This is a genomic window from Paenibacillus sp. N3.4 (assembly GCF_008017805.1).
Classification (GTDB): Bacteria; Bacillota; Bacilli; order Paenibacillales; family NBRC-103111; genus Paenibacillus_E.
In genome coordinates, this window is record NZ_VRTT01000105.1 from 1 (window position 1) to 17,925 (window position 17,925).

General features: G+C 46.1%; 12 protein-coding genes. 10 read left to right on the top strand and 2 right to left on the bottom strand.

Annotated elements, in window-relative coordinates; translation table 11 throughout:
- Positions 1 to 89 precede the first annotated feature (89 nt).
- Positions 90 to 317 (bottom strand): hypothetical protein, encoded by a 228-nt coding sequence (locus tag FU659_RS31540; protein ID WP_222708691.1) that lies wholly within the window; start codon positions 315 to 317, stop codon positions 90 to 92.
- 179 nt (positions 318 to 496) lie between these two features.
- Between FU659_RS31540 and FU659_RS31545 the strand changes: the two genes are divergently transcribed.
- From FU659_RS31545 to FU659_RS36005, 3 genes are all read left to right on the top strand, one after another.
- Positions 497 to 1,054 (top strand): hypothetical protein, encoded by a 558-nt coding sequence (locus tag FU659_RS31545; RefSeq protein WP_187274528.1) that lies wholly within the window; start codon positions 497 to 499, stop codon positions 1,052 to 1,054.
- Between the two features lie 558 nt (positions 1,055 to 1,612).
- The gene (locus FU659_RS31550) at positions 1,613 to 2,377 is read left to right on the top strand and encodes a hypothetical protein (protein ID WP_147951195.1); all 765 of its coding nucleotides are present in this window, start codon (positions 1,613 to 1,615) and stop codon (positions 2,375 to 2,377) included.
- A 604-nt stretch (positions 2,378 to 2,981) separates the two neighbouring features.
- The gene (locus FU659_RS36005; RefSeq protein WP_187274529.1) at positions 2,982 to 3,155 is read left to right on the top strand and encodes a hypothetical protein; all 174 of its coding nucleotides are present in this window, start codon (positions 2,982 to 2,984) and stop codon (positions 3,153 to 3,155) included.
- Positions 3,156 to 3,629: 474 nt separating this feature from the next.
- Here FU659_RS36005 and FU659_RS31555 read toward each other — a convergent pair whose 3' ends face one another.
- On the bottom strand, positions 3,630 to 5,936 hold the full coding sequence (locus FU659_RS31555) for a helix-turn-helix domain-containing protein (protein ID WP_147951196.1): 2,307 nt from the start codon (positions 5,934 to 5,936) through the stop codon (positions 3,630 to 3,632).
- A 228-nt stretch (positions 5,937 to 6,164) separates the two neighbouring features.
- Here FU659_RS31555 and FU659_RS31560 point away from each other — a divergent pair, with 228 nt between their 5' ends.
- From FU659_RS31560 to FU659_RS31590, 7 genes are all read left to right on the top strand, one after another.
- The gene (locus FU659_RS31560; RefSeq protein ID WP_147951197.1) at positions 6,165 to 7,130 is read left to right on the top strand and encodes an ABC transporter permease; all 966 of its coding nucleotides are present in this window, start codon (positions 6,165 to 6,167) and stop codon (positions 7,128 to 7,130) included.
- A gap of 14 nt (positions 7,131 to 7,144) precedes the next feature.
- Positions 7,145 to 8,029, top strand: a complete 885-nt coding sequence (locus tag FU659_RS31565) for a carbohydrate ABC transporter permease (protein WP_147951198.1) — start codon at positions 7,145 to 7,147, stop codon at positions 8,027 to 8,029.
- A 152-nt stretch (positions 8,030 to 8,181) separates the two neighbouring features.
- Complete coding sequence (locus FU659_RS31570; RefSeq protein ID WP_147951199.1) at positions 8,182 to 9,741, top strand: ABC transporter substrate-binding protein; 1,560 nt, start codon at positions 8,182 to 8,184, stop codon at positions 9,739 to 9,741.
- A gap of 78 nt (positions 9,742 to 9,819) precedes the next feature.
- Positions 9,820 to 10,284, top strand: coding sequence for a hypothetical protein (locus FU659_RS31575; RefSeq protein WP_147951200.1), 465 nt, complete (start codon positions 9,820 to 9,822; stop codon positions 10,282 to 10,284).
- Positions 10,191 to 12,053 (top strand): PQQ-binding-like beta-propeller repeat protein, encoded by a 1,863-nt coding sequence (locus FU659_RS31580; RefSeq protein WP_147951201.1) that lies wholly within the window; start codon positions 10,191 to 10,193, stop codon positions 12,051 to 12,053. Before FU659_RS31575 ends, FU659_RS31580 begins: the two co-directional genes overlap by 94 nt.
- A gap of 25 nt (positions 12,054 to 12,078) precedes the next feature.
- Positions 12,079 to 15,369 carry a carbohydrate-binding protein gene (locus FU659_RS31585; RefSeq protein WP_147951202.1) on the top strand — a complete coding sequence of 1,097 codons (3,291 nt, stop codon included), beginning with the start codon at positions 12,079 to 12,081 and terminating at the stop codon, positions 15,367 to 15,369.
- Positions 15,370 to 15,452: 83 nt separating this feature from the next.
- Positions 15,453 to 17,525 (top strand): S-layer homology domain-containing protein, encoded by a 2,073-nt coding sequence (locus tag FU659_RS31590; protein ID WP_147951203.1) that lies wholly within the window; start codon positions 15,453 to 15,455, stop codon positions 17,523 to 17,525.
- Positions 17,526 to 17,925: the final 400 nt, after the last annotated feature.

Consider the following 17,925-nt stretch of genomic DNA (forward strand, 5'->3'; position numbering starts at 1 on the left):
TAAATATTAGAAATCGCCGAATGACGAGTTGGAGCAGACAGCCAAAGAGAGAACTAAGAGGCTAGCTACATTGGATCTTGGAGTTGATCTTATGGGACAAAGTGAAAATCGAGGAAGATCACGGTGAAAAGATCGCTCGATTGTGCGCTGAGCGTGACGAATACAAAGCGGATGCCATGGAGAAGCAACAGGACAAGCTCGAATAGGCGACGGAGGAAATCCGGAAGCTGTACAGGCAGATCGAGCAGCTGCGTAAGGATCACGAGCAGCAAATCCGGGAGATCCAGCAACCCCCGGAGAAGAAATACACCACCCACCGAATAGAAAAGCACCTTTCTCTCCCGTAAAAAATGATAGGAGGGGGCTTTTGTTTTTTTGGAGAGTGGCAAGAAAGGGACATTTGTGTACGATGAAACAAAACAGGGAATTGAGCGTCTAAATAGTAAGTCCTTCGAAAGGAGCTCCTATGAAGCGATATATTTTTGTCTTTCTAATTGTGTTTGCCAGCACAACGGGTTGTGAGGGGAAGGAATCTCCTCCAACGACTAGTCCCACCATCGTCTCGGTACTTCCGAGTACAGACGTCGTCCCCACCATCGTCCCGGTACTTCCGAGTACAGGTGCTCATTCTTTTAAGCCGTATACAGATCATGTGCCCCCGAATCCAGAAGTGATGGGGGTAGAGGAACGAAAAAAACTACCTCCCGTGGGACAAGAACTGGTGGCGCTGTTGGATGATTATGTGTACGTGTTTAATCATAATGTGCCACAAAAAGAAGGGGATAAATTTGCAGCGGTGGATACAGCATCAACGGGTGACCCCCAAGAGTGGCCTACTCCCGGTAAACACTACATCAAGATCAAGGCTCTGCCAGAGTATGGGTTCGCCTTTCGGGTCGGGGTCTTAGATTATACAATTGTCGGAGATGTAGAACTGCGACATAAAGCCACAGATGATGAACCGTTTTGGAAGGGGAGGCAGATGTTTGAATTTAATCCAAACGACTCAAACTCCCAGCTTATATTGGGCTATTGGAATTCCCCTGTAAAGTAATTGAGAAAGGCTAAGAGGCCAAGGAAACCCGACCACCCTTAAACACCCAAGCGACTGTGGAAGAATGTCCCGTTCCATTGGGTGTTTTTTTGCTTCGCAAAATCGGGGAACCCGGCGGCGTGGGGCAAAGAGGTAAAGGGGGTGGGGGAAGGAAGGGAAAGGCGACAGTGCGCCGTTCCTTTCGGAATGGATTCGAAGAAAGGTAGCCAGCCGCTGCCAGGGCGTATGCTCTGCCAAATCGGCGACGCCCTTCAAGGCTATCATAAGCCCCTTCTCATTGGTAAAGTTAAGCCTCGCCGGCCTTTGGCCGCCCTTAACCAACGAGCCTCTAGCCCTATGATGATCTTCGCCAAAGTAAAATAAATAGAAGGGTGAAAAAAGAAAAAAAGTATTGCGTTATGTTACGCTATATTGTATATTATAACCAAGGTTAAGGAATAAGAGCAAAACGACAGCGACAGGAACGCAGGGGAAAGGTTCCTAGCGTTGGAAACCCCAACTCTTTTTTTAACCTAAAATATAGCGTAACGATACGCTACACAATAGAGGGAATTGAATATGGCTACTGCTCGTTATAACACGTTTGTTACAAATGGTATTACTTGCCACGTCATTGTGGCCGACTATGATGCGGTTTCCGTGGAAAGCTTCGGCTCTGGATCTACTGGTAACCTGCATGACCAGAACCGCTTCGGTATTAACGGGACCTTCTACAATATGGGGAATGACCCTGCAACTGGCGGTACGCCGATGGTCTGGCAAATTGCCGCACGGAATGGTGTGAAGGCTGTAACCGGCGGCGATACGAACTGTTACCCGAGGCAAACGATGTACTGCTATACGTACAACGGCTCGACCTATGTTGCTGTTAGCCACGTCTCTACCTTGAGTCAACTCACCGCCGGCAGCAACACGCTGAACTGGGCCATTGGCGGGGTTGGCTACTACCTCGACAAGTACTATGACCCCAACACCGGAGAGCAGGCCTTCATCAATGAAGTCTCTGCTTTGGAAACGACCTCTGAAGTGAATGGTTTCAACACACCGGGATTCAGTGTTTACCATACGGCCATCGGTTACCGGACTTCGGACAAGAAAGTCATCATGCTTGCATGTAACAACTCCAGTGCATGGCAAGTTCGCAAAATCATGAAGGACTACATCGGATGCACCGATGCCATCTATCTGGACAGCTACCCGTCTGTCCAGCTCCGAGCCAGAACTGCATCCGGCACCGTGAAGGAATTCGCCCAAGCCAGTATCACGAACAACGTTCTAAACTACGTGACCGTTAAGACTGGAGTTACCTGGACAGACGTCTAATTTTCACTTCTCAGGCTGAAAGGGAAGGAGGGAGAGGCTCTACTGAGCCTCTTCCTCCTCACCCCCACCATAGCCATGCCGAATGAGGTTACTGCTTTAGTGATCGTCTTATCGTTTCTGATTCTCTCCATTCCGCGCTTCGGCAAGCAAGTTTTCACCTCAAACCGAAGGATTTGTTTGAAGTAGACTTAAAAGCAGCCAAATGGAAAGCTAAACAGCTAGACGATGAGCACTTGGATTAAGGAGGGATATTTCTATGGTTCCTATAATGTTGATCTGTTCTATCTTGATTGTCGCCGTGTTGTTCGTTGTTCAATCGAGGACATTCTACCATATTCGTAAACTGAATCGACGGTAATATTGATTTCTCCTATAGGTGTCCTTGCGGCATCATAGGTATTTGAAAAAATAAACGCAGGGAACCGAACCCCATCTGTGCAAGAGGAACAAACAGATGACGCGGCGGAGAACAGCATAAGTGTATACAGGGATAACGAAGTGGCCACGCGCGATCAATGCTGGTCGCTTTTGTTTTGTATACGTATATGACGAAATTTACTTAGTATATTAGATTAGCAAGTTTTGAAGGGAGGGAGGGGATCTAATGGATGGAATCATTGCATTGACTGCGATTATTGCAATTTTAGTTTTATCGATAGCATTCCGCCAAATAAACTTACATTTTAAATTAAAGGATCTAATTGATGTCACCTTAAGCGCAGAACGTGGAATAGAAAAAAATGCGGAGTCACCACCAAAATCTGACACCAATAATTAAAAAGGAGAGAATTCTCGTGATTACGATGCTACTTATAACTCCATTACTTTTCGTGCAAAAAGTAATGAACGGGATCTGAAAGATACTCAGAAATTTTACAAGTAAACATCAAAAAAAGAAAGTAAATCACATATGAATGATATATACAGCTTCTTCAGTGTTTGTTGCTGGCTAAAATTTAATAGGTTTAACATGAAATGGTGGGCATACTAATCGGCCTACATTCCAAAATATTACAATGATTCATTGTTTTGTAATAAAAGATATTTCGTAGAAATCATTATCAGGGAATTAGGATGGAAGACTGGTAGAATACACCATACTCTTTCTAAAGAAGAGTGTCGCTATCTAATGGTATTAACCTGGTCAGATAAAGTCGTAGATATTAGAGAACAATACCCACTTACGCCGATTGGACGGAGTATTGAAATCGCGGAGCAATTAAATATTAAGCATTCACTAGAAGATAATTGTCTAATTGGAATTTATTTCTCTATCATAAAGAACGTTCACCCTGTACTTCGAAGGTGTAATACCGTACTTTTTCTTGAAAGCTGACGTAAAATAGGAAGCATTCGTGTAGCCTACCTTGGCAGATATATCGACGATTTCCTGATTGTAGTCCTGAAGAAGCAGTTCCCGGGCTTTTTCGAGCCGAAGGCTGGCAACGTAGTCCGGAAAGGTTGTACGGGAGCACTCTTTAAATATCTTGCTAAAGTAAGATGGGGTAATATTCAGCTTTTCCGCCATAAGGTTAGCCGTCAAATCCTGATTATGATAGTTGCTTGCGATATAATCGATCGCTTTTGACGCGATGTCTCGCATATTCGTATTATTGAGATTGGCAAGTACGGTGGATATCTCTTCATACAGCACCGTGAAGGCATCGGTAAAAGCAGAGAAATCCTCAAATTTTTCGAATTTGACATAGAGCTCGTAATAATCGGGATTGTTATCGGCAGCGCCTTTGATTCCAATGGCTTGGGGGATTTTGGCGATGTCGACGGCCAGCTGCGACAGTAGGCTGATAATCGTTTCATAACGCAAAAGGCTGCAGGCTGCAAATAAACGATTCAGCGCCTCCAGGTAATCAGGAAGCGAGGTTCTCTTTAGAGCTTCGGTTACCGTCATATATATATGGGACAGCGATTCGTTTGTGATCTCCTTATTCGCCTTGCGAGCGTTAATGACGGTCCTTTTTCCGAACAGCAAACGGTAGTTCGTGAGTCTGTATGCTTCTTTGTAAAGTGCCGGAAGATCGGTTGACTGGCGGGTTATTGGGCTTACTCCGATCGTGATATCAAGTCCGAGTATGTTGTAAACGGCTTGGGAAGCATCTTCAAGGAGTGCATTCAAGTCTATTTCGCCGAATCGCGCTTCCGTAACGAGAAGTACGGCATGTTCGGTATCAATGGCATAGACATGGCAGCTAGCGCAGCTTTGTATGTACTCCGAAACGATATTGCCGATTGAATGAAGCTGAAAGTCGATGGCTTGTATGGTGTTGTTTTCTTCGAATTGCCGATAGTTGCCTATTCTCAGAACGATGACGGCATGAGGGGTTCCTGTGCCCATTTGCGCCAAAATATTCATTCTTCTGAGAATATCTTCGATCTCTTCGCCTTTCATGCCTGTTCGGGATAGATTAAACATCTCCATCGCCGCCTTGTTTTCCACATGCCTGTCATAGCTGTTCATCCTCTCGATGATTTTCGCTGTGGCATTAGACATGGCCTGGAGCTCGTTACGATTGGAAGAAACTTGTGGGATATCGCCGAACAACCCTCTAATTCGGTTGAAAATCGTATGAATTGGATAGTAGATGCGATAGGCAATATAGAACGATGTCAGGAGAACCAGCAACAGTACGAGAAAACTGATTAGGAGGATCGTATTCCTCGCTCCAGTCAGTTTCTGAACACTTAATTCATATTCCATCATGTGGACGACATAATAATCGCCTTCCCGCGAACGGATGTAGCCAAAATTGTATTTGCGGTCGTTGACGGTTGTCGTAAAATGACCAGAATCCTTGGTGTCCTTCATCATTTTTGTGATATATGGCTTTTGAGAAACGTCGGCGTTGAAATGATCCATGTCATTATGGAGAAGAACCGTTCCGTTCTTATCGACTACGTAAATTTCCTGGCCTTTGGACAAGGCTGCTGGAAAGATTGCTTGATGGATCATATCCATGTTGATATTTCCCATGACAGCGCTGTCATACCCCTGACTACCTGTCGATCTTTCGCCTATATAGATGGATATGATATGCAGGGCTTCTCCCGACATTCGCTTGAACGTCCAGGGAATCGGTTTCCCCGGGGTTTCCGTCCGAAGCATTCTCGTTATGCGTCCTTCTTCCTCCTCCGGGATTCCCGAGTTTGATGCCTTGAATAATATATTGCCTTCTCCGAACAGGTAGAGCGAATTGATAAACGAATAAGTGGAAAGCGTACTCAGCGTATTATTGACCGTAGCGATCATCGTATCGTTCCATTCGGTATTGTTTTCGTAAATGAGCTTCTTGACGGCGGGGTTTTGATAGGTACCGATGATCGTTTTTTCGGTTGTGTCGATGGAATTATGCACTAGCGTCTGAATATTCGTTAGGGCGAGGTTATCTGCGACATTCAGATCCTCAATCGTCTTGTTTTGAAATAAGTAGAAAATGGATATAGCAATCAGAATAACTGCAAAAGTGGAAATGCTCAGAATACTTAAAAACAATTTTATCAATACGATGTTCCCTTTGACCGTAGGAAAATAGCTTCTGATCATAATGTTCTCCTTTGCCCGATATATTGCTCTGACAATCAGTATACAAGAGAGCGGAGGCGTCCGAATAGTAGCTGTGGCCACTTTTATAGGATGTCAAATAATTATTAGCTGTGAATGCCGAAAAATTATAAGCATTTATAAAAAGTGATATTGTCAAAAAGAAGCTGGACGTGTAGGTTGAAGGGGCTAGCAATGATATTCGAATGTCAACCTAGGAGGAAATGGACGATGCATTCGCAAACAGGAAGTAAGCCTAAAATTAATCAATCGCTTGCATTGGGTAAACCAAGAAACAAAATAGGTGGGAACGGCCTCTTGTACATACTGGCGATACCTGGCCTGATGTACTTGCTGATGTTTTGTTATTTGCCGATGGCGGGGCTTGTGGTCGTCTTCAAAAATTACAATTTCATGGACGGGATATTCGGCAGCCCTTGGGTGGGCTTCGAAAACTTTCGTTTTTTCTTCAGCAGCTTCGATAAAGCGTGGAGAGCAACGCAAAACACGGTTCTGCTGAACAGCTGTTACATTGTATTCGGCACTGCCATCTCACTTATTCTGGCCTTGCTGTTTAATGAGATCAAGGGGAAAACGTTTTTGAAGGCGGCACAATCGGTTTCTTTCTTCCCTTACTTTATCTCGTGGGCGGTGGCCGGCGGCTTGCTGCTTACCCTCATCGATTACGACAAAGGAACTGTCGAACAGTTGCTTCAATGGCTCGGGTTTGCCAAGATCGACTTCTTTTCGGAGCCGAAGTACTGGCCCGTCATCCTGACGATCAGCAGCATATGGAAGTTTTCAGGCTATAATGCAATTATCTTTTATGCCGTTTTGCGGAACCTCGATCCCTCCTATTATGAGTCTGCCATCGTTGAAGGCGCTACCCGCTTGCAGCAAATGGTCCGCATCTCACTACCGCTTCTTCGCCCAACCGTCATCATCCTGACACTGCTCGCGGTAGGAAGAATCTTTTACGGCGATCTGACGATGATGCTTGGGTTAACGAATCTGAACCCGGTTTTATACTCGACGACCGACATTATCGATACGTTCGTTTACCGGTCAGTTATCAAGAACGGCGAGTTCGCGATGGCGTCGGCCGTAGGGCTGTATCAATCGATTTTCGGCTTTTCGCTTGTAATCGCATTCAATTATGTGGCAGGGCGATTCGATAAGGACTATAAAATTTTTTAGGAGGTGGCGTTACATTGAAAGCAAGGCTGTCAGATAAGCTTTCTGTTGCGTTCATGTACATGATTATCGTGCTGTTTGCGGCCTTTTTTATCTACCCACTGTTGATCGTACTTGGTGTATCATTTACCGACGAAAAGCAGGTGGTCGCGGAGGGATATGCGATTTTGCCCAAGTACTTCAGCTTGGATGCTTACAAATTCATCTTCACCTCGCTTGGCGATAAAGTGATGTCAGGCTATCTGGTGACGATATTCGTCACGGTGGTCGGGACGGCCGCCTGCATGCTGGTCACGACGACCTATGCCTATGCGGCCTCGGTGAGAAGCTTCAAACACCGAAATGTGCTGAACGTGCTTGCCTATATCCCTCTTGTGTTTAATGCGGGTATTTTGCCTTGGTACATTCTGCTAACCAAATATTATCATCTGACAAACAGCCTATTCGCTCTATTCGTTCCAGCGCTCATGAATCTGTTCTATGTATTTCTACTGCGCAATTTTTTCAGTACCGTGCCTCCTGAAATTGCCGAAGCGGCCAAAATCGACGGAGCCGGGCATATCAGCATCCTGCTTCATATTTACGTCCCGGTGGCAAGGGTCGGTATGGTTACGATCGCTTTATTTTATGCCCTTTCCTTCTGGAATGATTTCTACCTGGCTATGATGTTCATGACAAATCAACAATTGTACCCCCTTCAGTTCTATCTGTACACTGTTCTGTCCAATATCGATTTTCTTAGCAACAATCAAGGCACCGCGATGGCAAGTGCAATCAAGGCTCCCCTGCAGACGACGAAAATGGCTTTGACATGCGTAACAGTGGGTCCTATTATACTCGTGTATCCGTTCCTGCAGCGGTTTTTCGTCAAGGGTGTTGTAATCGGAGCCGTGAAAGGCTAGCTGGACTATGGTTAAATTGTCCCTCATGACAAAAGGAGGACGGGGGAATTCCTTTGGCGCCAAAGAAAACCTCGCTTCATACAGTTTGAGGGATGTTAACATATTAAACATACTCGTTAAGTAGAAAGATAATAAAAGGAGGCCAACCGCTTATGAAAAAGATCGCTGTCGCTTCACTTGCTCTTACAGTATTTACTTTACTTACAGCCGGCTGTAGCACGACAAAGAAGGATACTCCCACGAGCAGCACGCCGAGTGTGTCAGCACAAGTCGCCCAACAGGCATCGACAAAGCCGTCAGATTCCGGTACAGGCAAACCGGCAGAATTCAAAAAAATCAAAATGGTCGCGCTTGGCGATGAGTCTCCACGGATGAAAGACTTTATGACGGATGTCAACAAAAAATTGAAGGACGAATTGAACACGGAATTAACTGTTCAGTATATGCCATGGTCGGCATACGGCTCCGGTCAGCAAATTGAATTGATGCTCGCCGCCGGTCAGGATTTCGATTTCACATTTACAGATCCGACCTGGCTGAACCAACTTGTACAGAAGAAAGAAGCCTACGACTTGACTGAACTGGCCGACAAATACATGCCGGATTTGAAAAAGAACCTGACGCCCCAGCATTTTGAAGAATTCACGATCAATAACAAGCTTTACGCGATCCCGATGGGGTATGCTCCTTTATCTGCAAACGCTTACTCAATCAGCGTTAGGCAGGATTTGTTGGAAGAAGTCAACATGAGCGAAATCAAGTCGATGGACGATCTCTATAGATTCGCCACGCTTGTCAAAGCAAAGCATCCGGATATGTATGCGACGCCGAATACGGTTTCTTTCGTGCAGCCCTATTTACGAGGTTTGTCCGACAAGAGCTATACGTGGGATCAGGGGCTGAAATACTTTTTGACCGACGAGAGCGCATCGGAAGGCAAGCTGGTTTCCTTCGTCGATAGTCCGGAATTCAAGGCACAGAGCGATTTTTTCAACAAGCTGTATACGAACGGCTTGCTGGCAAAGGACTTTTTGACCAATAAAGCTGCCGCGCAGGACTTGTTCGCCTCCGGCAAATATATGTGGATGCAAGGAAGAAGCGGAGGAAACAACATCGTTGAGGTATTGCCAAATTTGCAAAAGAACGTGCCGAACGCCAAGCTTAAGGACTTCTTGTTCGCTCCTGACATGCCGAAAATCAAAAACGCCTACTCCAGCACGGCTGTCATGGTGCCGGCCTACTCCAAGAATGCCGACAGAGTGGCGATGGTGCTGAATGTGATGCAGAAGAACTTGGATAATTTCGATTTCTTCGCCTATGGGGTCAAGGATAAAGATTACAAGCTCGTAAATGACAAAGTGGAAAGGATCAATAAAGACGAGCTTTTCTACCAATGGGCGCTGTTCAACGTGAATTTCCCGAGATATGAAGCGACAGTGCCGGATAGCTTCATAGCCATCAACAAGACATGGGACAACGGGGCCATCCCTTCTAAGGCGTTCGGTTTTATGCCCAACATGGAAGCAGTCAAAGTGGAAAGGGCGAAGCTGGATTCTGTATACGACGAGCGGATCAAACCGATTTTGGTAGGGGTTATCAGCTATGACAAAGGAATCGAAGTCGCAAAAAAAGAAATGGCTGCGGCAGGCTGGGATAAGTATTACTCGGAATTACAGAAGCAATTTTCCGCTTATAGGGCGGGTAAAAAATAGAAGCTCATATCCGAAAGAACATGGAGGATTCGCACAAAGGGTCCTCCATAATTGGAGAGCATCGGAGGCTGCAAGGGAATGAAGCATAATTTATTGGCGGGTATACCGGATGAACACACCCGATTCACGCAATTGCCGAACGAAAAAGGCCATAACGCCTCATGGGATTTTTGCCGCTCCAAGGACGATCGATTCTTTGTGAGCGTATGCGGTGAGGGTGAGAACCCGGTATCGGCTCTCCTGTACGAGTACTATCCGGATACGGGGAATATAAGGGAGATTTGCGATGTAGCCAAAGCTTGGGTCGTCGATCCCGCCCAAATGCCGCCGAGTAAAATTCACACGTCGTTAGATTTTCTGTCGGACGGAAGGCTGATTATGGCTACGCACAATACGGCACCGGCTCCCAATCATAAGCGATGGCTGTTTGAGCAGCACTACGAGGACATATGGGAAGGCTATCCGGGGTCGATCCAGATTCGAACGACGTCCGTGTATTGGGAATCCCTGTTCCGAGGGAAAGCATTTACGGCGGGATTCTGAGTAACGATGAGCGCTACTATTATTTCACAGGGTACATGCGCGGACATTTTTACCGACTGGATCTGGAAACCAACGAAGTGAAAGATTTCGGCAAAATCAGTGAATTTGCCTCGTGCAGGCTAATCAAGGATGCCAAAGGTCGTATTTATGGCGGCGCTTACACGGGTGAGCTATGGAGATTTGATCCCGAAAAGGATGTGATCGAGGACTTAAAAGTCAGCTTTCGCTCCGAATTTGGTAACAAATACAGGAGAATGCTTATTTTCGCGCTTAACACGCCTAGAGATACGATGCTTTTTATTTCTAATATCGATGGAGATGTCATTGAGCTGGATCCCGAGACCCTGGAGACGGTAAGGCATGGATTCGTGCATTTAAGACCGGAGCAGCCTAGGGCTCCTTATTTAACCCATACAATAGGCGGCTTAGCGGCGGACGAGAATTTTGTGCTGTATTACGGTTTGGAATCTTATCATGATGCAGAATTGATGCGATTGGTCAGGTGGGATATTCTGGGCGGAGGGGAACCGGAAAATCTTGGATTAATTTCACCTTCCGGTAAACAAGCCTACTACATTTGCGAAATGCACTTTGATCGCCGAGGGCTGCTGCATATGGTAGAGGTGTGCGGTGAACACTCTCCCTATATTTTAGCCGTTGATACGAAACGGGTTCAGGTTCCTGGGGATGATGCGCCATTAGCTAAGATCAAACCGATTACCTTGCACAATATGCATATGAATAACGATAGAATCTATGATCTGCATATGGAAGCGGAAGTAATTAGTACTTTTCCATTACATAGATTCGTTTCATGGAAGAACGCCAAAGTGAAGCATATGAAAGAAGGTACGGATGGAAATGTATATGGTATAACGGGGAGCGATAGCGTTTATCTGCTGCAGATGAACTTCGAATGCGCGGAGCCTTTATTATTCGAGGAGCTATATGCGAAAGGTAGTCCGGTTTCCTGTATCGACGGAAATGATCATACGATTCTCGTCGTGACTTCCGATCATCGATTGCTTGTAGTGGACTTGTTAAAGAAAGCTTGCGTGCGGGTGATCGCGCTTGAAAACGAAAAATTAAATAAAATTCATTGTCTGATCCAAGAAGACAAGCTGCTCATAAGCGATTCGGACGGTAAATTATACCTGTTCGACCCTGTTGAATCAAAAACAGACGAGCTTATAAATATTAGTCTGCAGGAAGCTTGGAGCCATCTTGTCAAGTTAAATGAGGATGAGATTATTTTATCCGGTTGGGGTGACGAAATTCTCCGATACAGGGTATCCACAGGGCATGCGGAGAAACTTGACGTTCTTTCGCAAGCCATCAAAGGCAGAGCATTCAGATCCACGATTACGACATCTGCCTTGCTTGACGACGGAACACTTGTATGCGGTACATTCGATGGTGTTTTATATACCCTCTCAGCCGATAGAACCAGCGTGATTTGCTATGGAAGATTGTATTCCACAGGAGAGTTAAGAGGATTGATCCGGATATCGGGAGATCGGGTTGCGGGTATTTACGGAGGTACGAAGGATGCCGGGCACGTATTCGCCTTCTCACCTCGAGAAGGGTTTAGGGATCTGGGCAGACCGCGGGTCAACAAGGAGACGGAAAGCTTGAAGGATATTGACTCGGAGTGGGCTAGTATTCATTATATTTCATGCATCTTACACACAGCCGTGGGAAATCGTTTGTACGTTGCTTCCGGAGAGGAATTTGGCTGCCTCATCCGTTATCAAGATTTGATCATCTAATTGTCCCAAATGAGGAGTGATTGGAATGAAGAAACTCGGGTATTTACTATTGCTTTGCGTGTGTGCTCTTAGTATAACGATCTTCTCTGATAAGGCAAACGCTGCGGAAAAAACGGTGTATTTCTCCGACACGCACGAGGTGCTTCACGGAAATCCTTATACCGGGACAGCCTTTGATATCAACTCTCCCAAGCCTGCGGGATCTCCTGGCTACACATTCTCGAATGACCCGGCCATAACGGATTATATTAACGGGGTTCAGCAGATACCGGCGGATGCGGACATCGTGCGATTACAGATCGCTTGGGCAGATTTTGAACCGACCGACAATGGTTTTAGTTGGGACCGCTTGGACGCATTCATGAACCGAATCAATGCCGAGGGGAAAACGGTAGAGTTTCAACTGCTGATGTCCGAAAGTCCGGATGTCGCCAACGACCCCAATGTTTTTCCGTATATTTATCCGCCAGCATGGCTCTTTGACGTTAAAGGAGCTTCGTTCAGAATGGCTCCTTACAATGGAATCTATTCCGCCAAACAGCCGATCTATTATGACCCTATCTTTCTGACGGAGCTTAAGAAAGCGATTGACGCGTTTGCTGCTCGATACGATACGAACCCGGGCATGGCCTGGGTTGATCTTAGAGCGTTTTCCCTATTCGGCGAATGGTCAGGTTGGAATGATTCGTCCAACTTCCCATGGCCAGACAGTGCCACTCGCAAGCGTACCTTAGAAAGCATGATCGATATTTATAAAAATGCTTTCACAAACACGATGGTCATGATGCCGAATCCCGGCGCTGCCGTAGTCCCTTCCGATTCCGATGCGAATACGCAAGCAAAGCGCTATACAGCGTTCGGGTTTGAGCATGCAGCTGCTAACGAGAATTGGGGATTCCGGTCCGATACCGTGAATAGTGCATTCCCTTGGATGGATTACGGTACGGTCAGCGAGAATGTATGGATTAATCGCTTATTGCGTCGCGATCACATACAGGTATCCGAAGGCGGAGGTTGGGATAGCGGTATTATGCTGAACAATCCGCGTATGGTCGTGAAAAACGCCATTGAAGCTTACCACTCGAATCTGCAGGGAATTAACAATACGAGTTTTGCGGATTGGAACAATATGAAGGCAGCTTACGGTGAGTGGTTTACCACATTAGCCAGATATTCCGGATACCGATTTGTCATGCCTAAAGCCACCTATAATGACAAAGTCAAGCCAGGCGGGAATTTTACGTTATCCCAAACTTGGATCAATAACGGGGCAGGATTCAGTCCCAAGTCGTATGCGCTGAAAATCGATTTCACGGATCCATCCACCGGCGGCGTGGTTTGGAGCGGGACGGATGTGACTTTAGACCAGACGAGATGGTTTAAAGGAGACTTTCATGATGTCAATTCCTCCTTTACTTTGCCGGAGGGGTTGGCTCTAGGTACATACGATGTGAAACTCGCCATGGTCGATCCCGCTGGAAACCCCAAAATCTCGCTAGCCATGCCGAACGGAAACGGTAATCTTTATAAAATCGGAACAGTCAATATCGCTTCTTCCAGCGACTCGTATACGGATCCGGCGCCTAGAGCCCAGTTCCGGGTGGAAAACGAGGATTACACGGGCGCTAGCGGAGCCTATGGGGTTTCGCCGCCTCCGGAAGGTGAATTTGGCGCCTTATATATGGAGCATGCAGGAGATTGGGCAGAGTATAGCAACGTAGACGTTCCGATTAGCGGCACTTATACGGCCGAGTTTCGATTTTCAACGGAAGAAGGGAATAAATTCCATGTTGAGGTGGACGGAACCGATGTAACCGGTTCGATAATAACGCCTGACTCGGGAGGCTACAATAAATACCGGACCTTGGAAAGGCAAATCACCCTGACCTCGGGCAGGCACACGATGAAGGTCGTCAGAGAGGATGGCCGTTGGTTTTTTATGAACTGGATGCGGTTTACTTTGGCTAACCCGGACGAGATCAAAATCCAGGCGGAATTGCCAAGCCTTCAGGATGGGACTTGGCTGTTTGCGAACGATGCCATAAATGATGACGGTACGGTTGGCGTATCCGTAATCGACATGGGAGATTGGCTTCAGTACGATCAGGTACAGGTGCCGCAAACCGGAAATTATTTGTTCCAAATGAGGTATTCCACGGTTAACTCTGACGCTCTGAAGTTCAAGCTGCTCGTAGACGGAGTCGATGCGACGGGGGAGTTGAGCCTTGAGGATACGGGTGGCGTGAAAAAAATGAAGACGTCGGATTTTAATGTGTCGCTTGAGGCGGGCAGCCACTCTTTCAAGATTGTCTGGACGGAAGCCCATGCGAATATCGTCTGGAACTGGATGAAGTTCAACCTGCAAGGAAGCTTCAGTAAGACGATCGAAGCCGAAAATTATAACATGCAGTGGAACCTGAATAAGGAATATGAATGGGCAGGAAAAGATACTGGTATTGTAGTAGGTACCTACATGGATGGCGAGCAATCGGTAACGGCCGTAGGCAAATTTAATCAAGAGGATTACATCAGATATGAGAACGTGTATGTGCCCTACACAGGTCTATACCTCTTCGATTTCAGGGTTGCCTCGGACGCAGTCCAGATGTTCCGCTTCGAAGTGGACGGCGAGCCGAATTCGGTAACTGTACCGGATACAGGCGGAGACGGCAACTTCGTGAATTCGTCCAAGTGGATCAAATTAACGGCAGGAATCCATAACTTCCGCATCGTATATGAAAGTCAACCGACGGGTAAAGGTATGCTGCTCGACAAGTTTACACTAACAGCCGGAACCACCGGCTTGAAGGCGATCGAGCTTCAGGGAGCTAGCGAGTTGAAGGTCGGTGAAACGATGCAACTGAACGCGGAAGCAGTCTACATGAACGGCAGCCGAAATCCGGTTACGACGGGAGCCGTGTACAGCAGCTCGGATCCGACCGTGGCATCGATCGATGCGAACGGAAGGGTAATGGCGTTGAAATGGGGAATGACCGTGTTGACCGTCAGCCTTGAAGGGCAGTCGGGCAGCTTCACGCTGGACGTTACGGATCCGAGTGTCGAATTGATGACGATTAATGACACAGATTCGGACATTATTTACGTGGGGGATTATGGCACGGACAGCCGTCGAGGACTCGGGGATTATGGGGATGACATCCATTATTTTGTTGCCCAAGGCGACTATTTCGAATATACGTTCGAAGGAACAGGCATTGCGGTTGTGACGGAGAAATTTACCGACATGGGCATTATCGACGTGTACATCGATGGCATGCTGCAAAGTCAGTCGACTGCTATTCACCGATCCGACTAGCGCAGCAGCAGGTCTTTCGCGCAAGCGGTCTATCGTGGGGTAAACACACGATCAAGGCCATCAATCAATCAACGTACGCAACAATGGGTAAGATTGCGATTCTGGACGCGCTCATCGTCGAAGTCCCTAAGCCTTGGACGCCTAGCAGCAGCGTAACCGCAATAAACGTCACAACAACAAGTCTCGATTTAAATTGGACACCTGCTAACGGCGGAGTGACAGATTATAAAATCTTCAATGGCACGAATGAGTTAGGAACTGTAACAGGCAGCACTTATCATATAACGGCTCTAACAGCTGCTACTACCTACACCTTTAAAGTAGAAGCTAAACTCCCTAACGGTACATGGACTACGAATGGACCAACTGCAACGCAACAAACAGCAATAGCTCCTGATACAACAGCTCCGGCTATTGGATTGGTGAGCCCGGCAAACGGGGCGACAGTAATGACAGCATCGCCAAACATATCTGCTACTTTTACAGAAGTAGGTACCGGAATTGATCCTGCTTCGATTGTCGTCAAGGTGGATAACAAGAACTTGCCGTATAGTTACAATGCAGCGAACATGACTGTAACAGCTTCCGTATACGCCTTAACAAACGGCAGCCATCCTTTAACGATTGATGTCACGGATCTTACGGGCAATCATGCCGTGCAATGGAATTCATCGTTTACGGTTAACCTTGGTAGTGGTTCAGTATGGCCGGAAGGCAGCAGCCTGATGGCAACGAACGTGACAACAACAAGTCTCGACTTGAATTGGACACCTGCTAATGGTGGAGTTATGGAATATAAAATCTATGAAGGGACCAATGAATTAGGCACTGTAACGGGCAACGTATATACTTACCATGTAACGGCTCTAACATCTGGTACCACTTACACCTTTAAAGTAGAGGCTAAGCTTCCGAACGGTAACAGGAGCACGGATGGACCTTCATCTACAGTCAGCACGCAGGGATCTTCATCTACAGTCAACACGAATAGTTCTTCCGGTGGCCCAATCCTGCCATCCGTCAACCAGTTATCTGCCAATGGGTTGAATGATCTTATTAAACAATCAGGAACATCTGCCAATATTACCGTTGACTTAAACAAAAATGATTACATTTACTTGCCTGGGAATACTGGCGAGCTGCTTTTGCAAGTAAATAAAGGAGCCATCATGACTACCAATGGAAATTCCATTGAGGTCCCATCCTCTGTTCTGATCGCCCTTTCTAAGCTGTTAAGCGGTGATGAGGCAAAGGATGCACAAATTAGAGTAACTTTAAAAGCCATCGAATCTTCGGTTACAAATACTTTAATGGATGCTGCGAATCATGCAAGCGGTGCGTTGATAAAGCAAAATGGCGTTCTCTATGAGTTTGATTTAACGATCGAAACCAAAGATGGAAAATCTAGCAGATTGGTCGTTTTCAACGAACCTGTTACATTAAGATTTAAGTTGGAATCGAATGGTACAGACACAACTCTGCTCGGCATTTACTACCTTAACGAATCCTTGAAACAATGGGAGTACATCGGAGGAAATGTTAATGCGGCGAATGGTACCCTTGAAGCAGATTTATCACACAATTCTAAATATGCTGTACTCGAATACAATAAAACTTACATTGACGTACAATCCACTCATTGGGCTTATAACTCGATTCGAGTACTAAGCGCGAAGCATGTGATTGAAGGCGTTACAAGCCAAGAGTTCGGACCTGCTCAGCCTACAACACGAGCGCAATTCGTATCCCTGCTGGTTCGTGCATTAGGCATCCCAAATACAAGTGTACAATCGTCCTTTATCGATGTAACCAAAGGGCAATGGTACTCCGAGGCTATAGTAGCGGCTGTTCATGCTGGGATTATAAAAGGAATGGATGATACGCATTTTGCTCCCAATGCCACGATCACTCGTGAGCAGATGGCTGTGCTTCTCGTAAGAGCTTATGAGTTTAAGAAGCGTATTTTACTGGAATCTAAAGATAAGCTAGCCAATTTTGAGGATGCTCGAAATGTTTCCTCGTGGGCGAATGAAGAAGTCAACAAGGCTGTCAATGCCGGATTCATGCAAGGACGCGACAAAGGCAGATTTGATCCAGAGGCAACAACAACTCGCGCCGAAACGGCAAAAGCGATATACAATTTGCTCGATAAATAAAGTGCTAAGCAAGGTGAAGGAGCTGCCGTCACAGCTCCTTCATGCGTTATACACGCAATAAGGAATGCTGTATTATTTGCTCCCCGAGCTTCGCAAAAATGTTAGCGTATGCACGTAATGTTGGTTATTTAGAAAGGAAGGGAGCTTAATAAACAACAAAGGAAGTCTGTAAAGTGCTTCAGAACTTATTTTGTAAATAGCACTTCAAAACTTATTTGTAATTCGGCTTTTATTCCCGAAATAAGCACTTCAAAACTTAATTTGTAAATAGATTTTATAAGAAAAACCAGCAAACTCAAGGGGAGGCCACTGAAGAACTCTCTGTTTTTCAGAATTTCTAAATCTCTAAACAAAAAGACGACTCATTTCCATTTTAAAATGGAAGGAGCCGTCTTTTTTA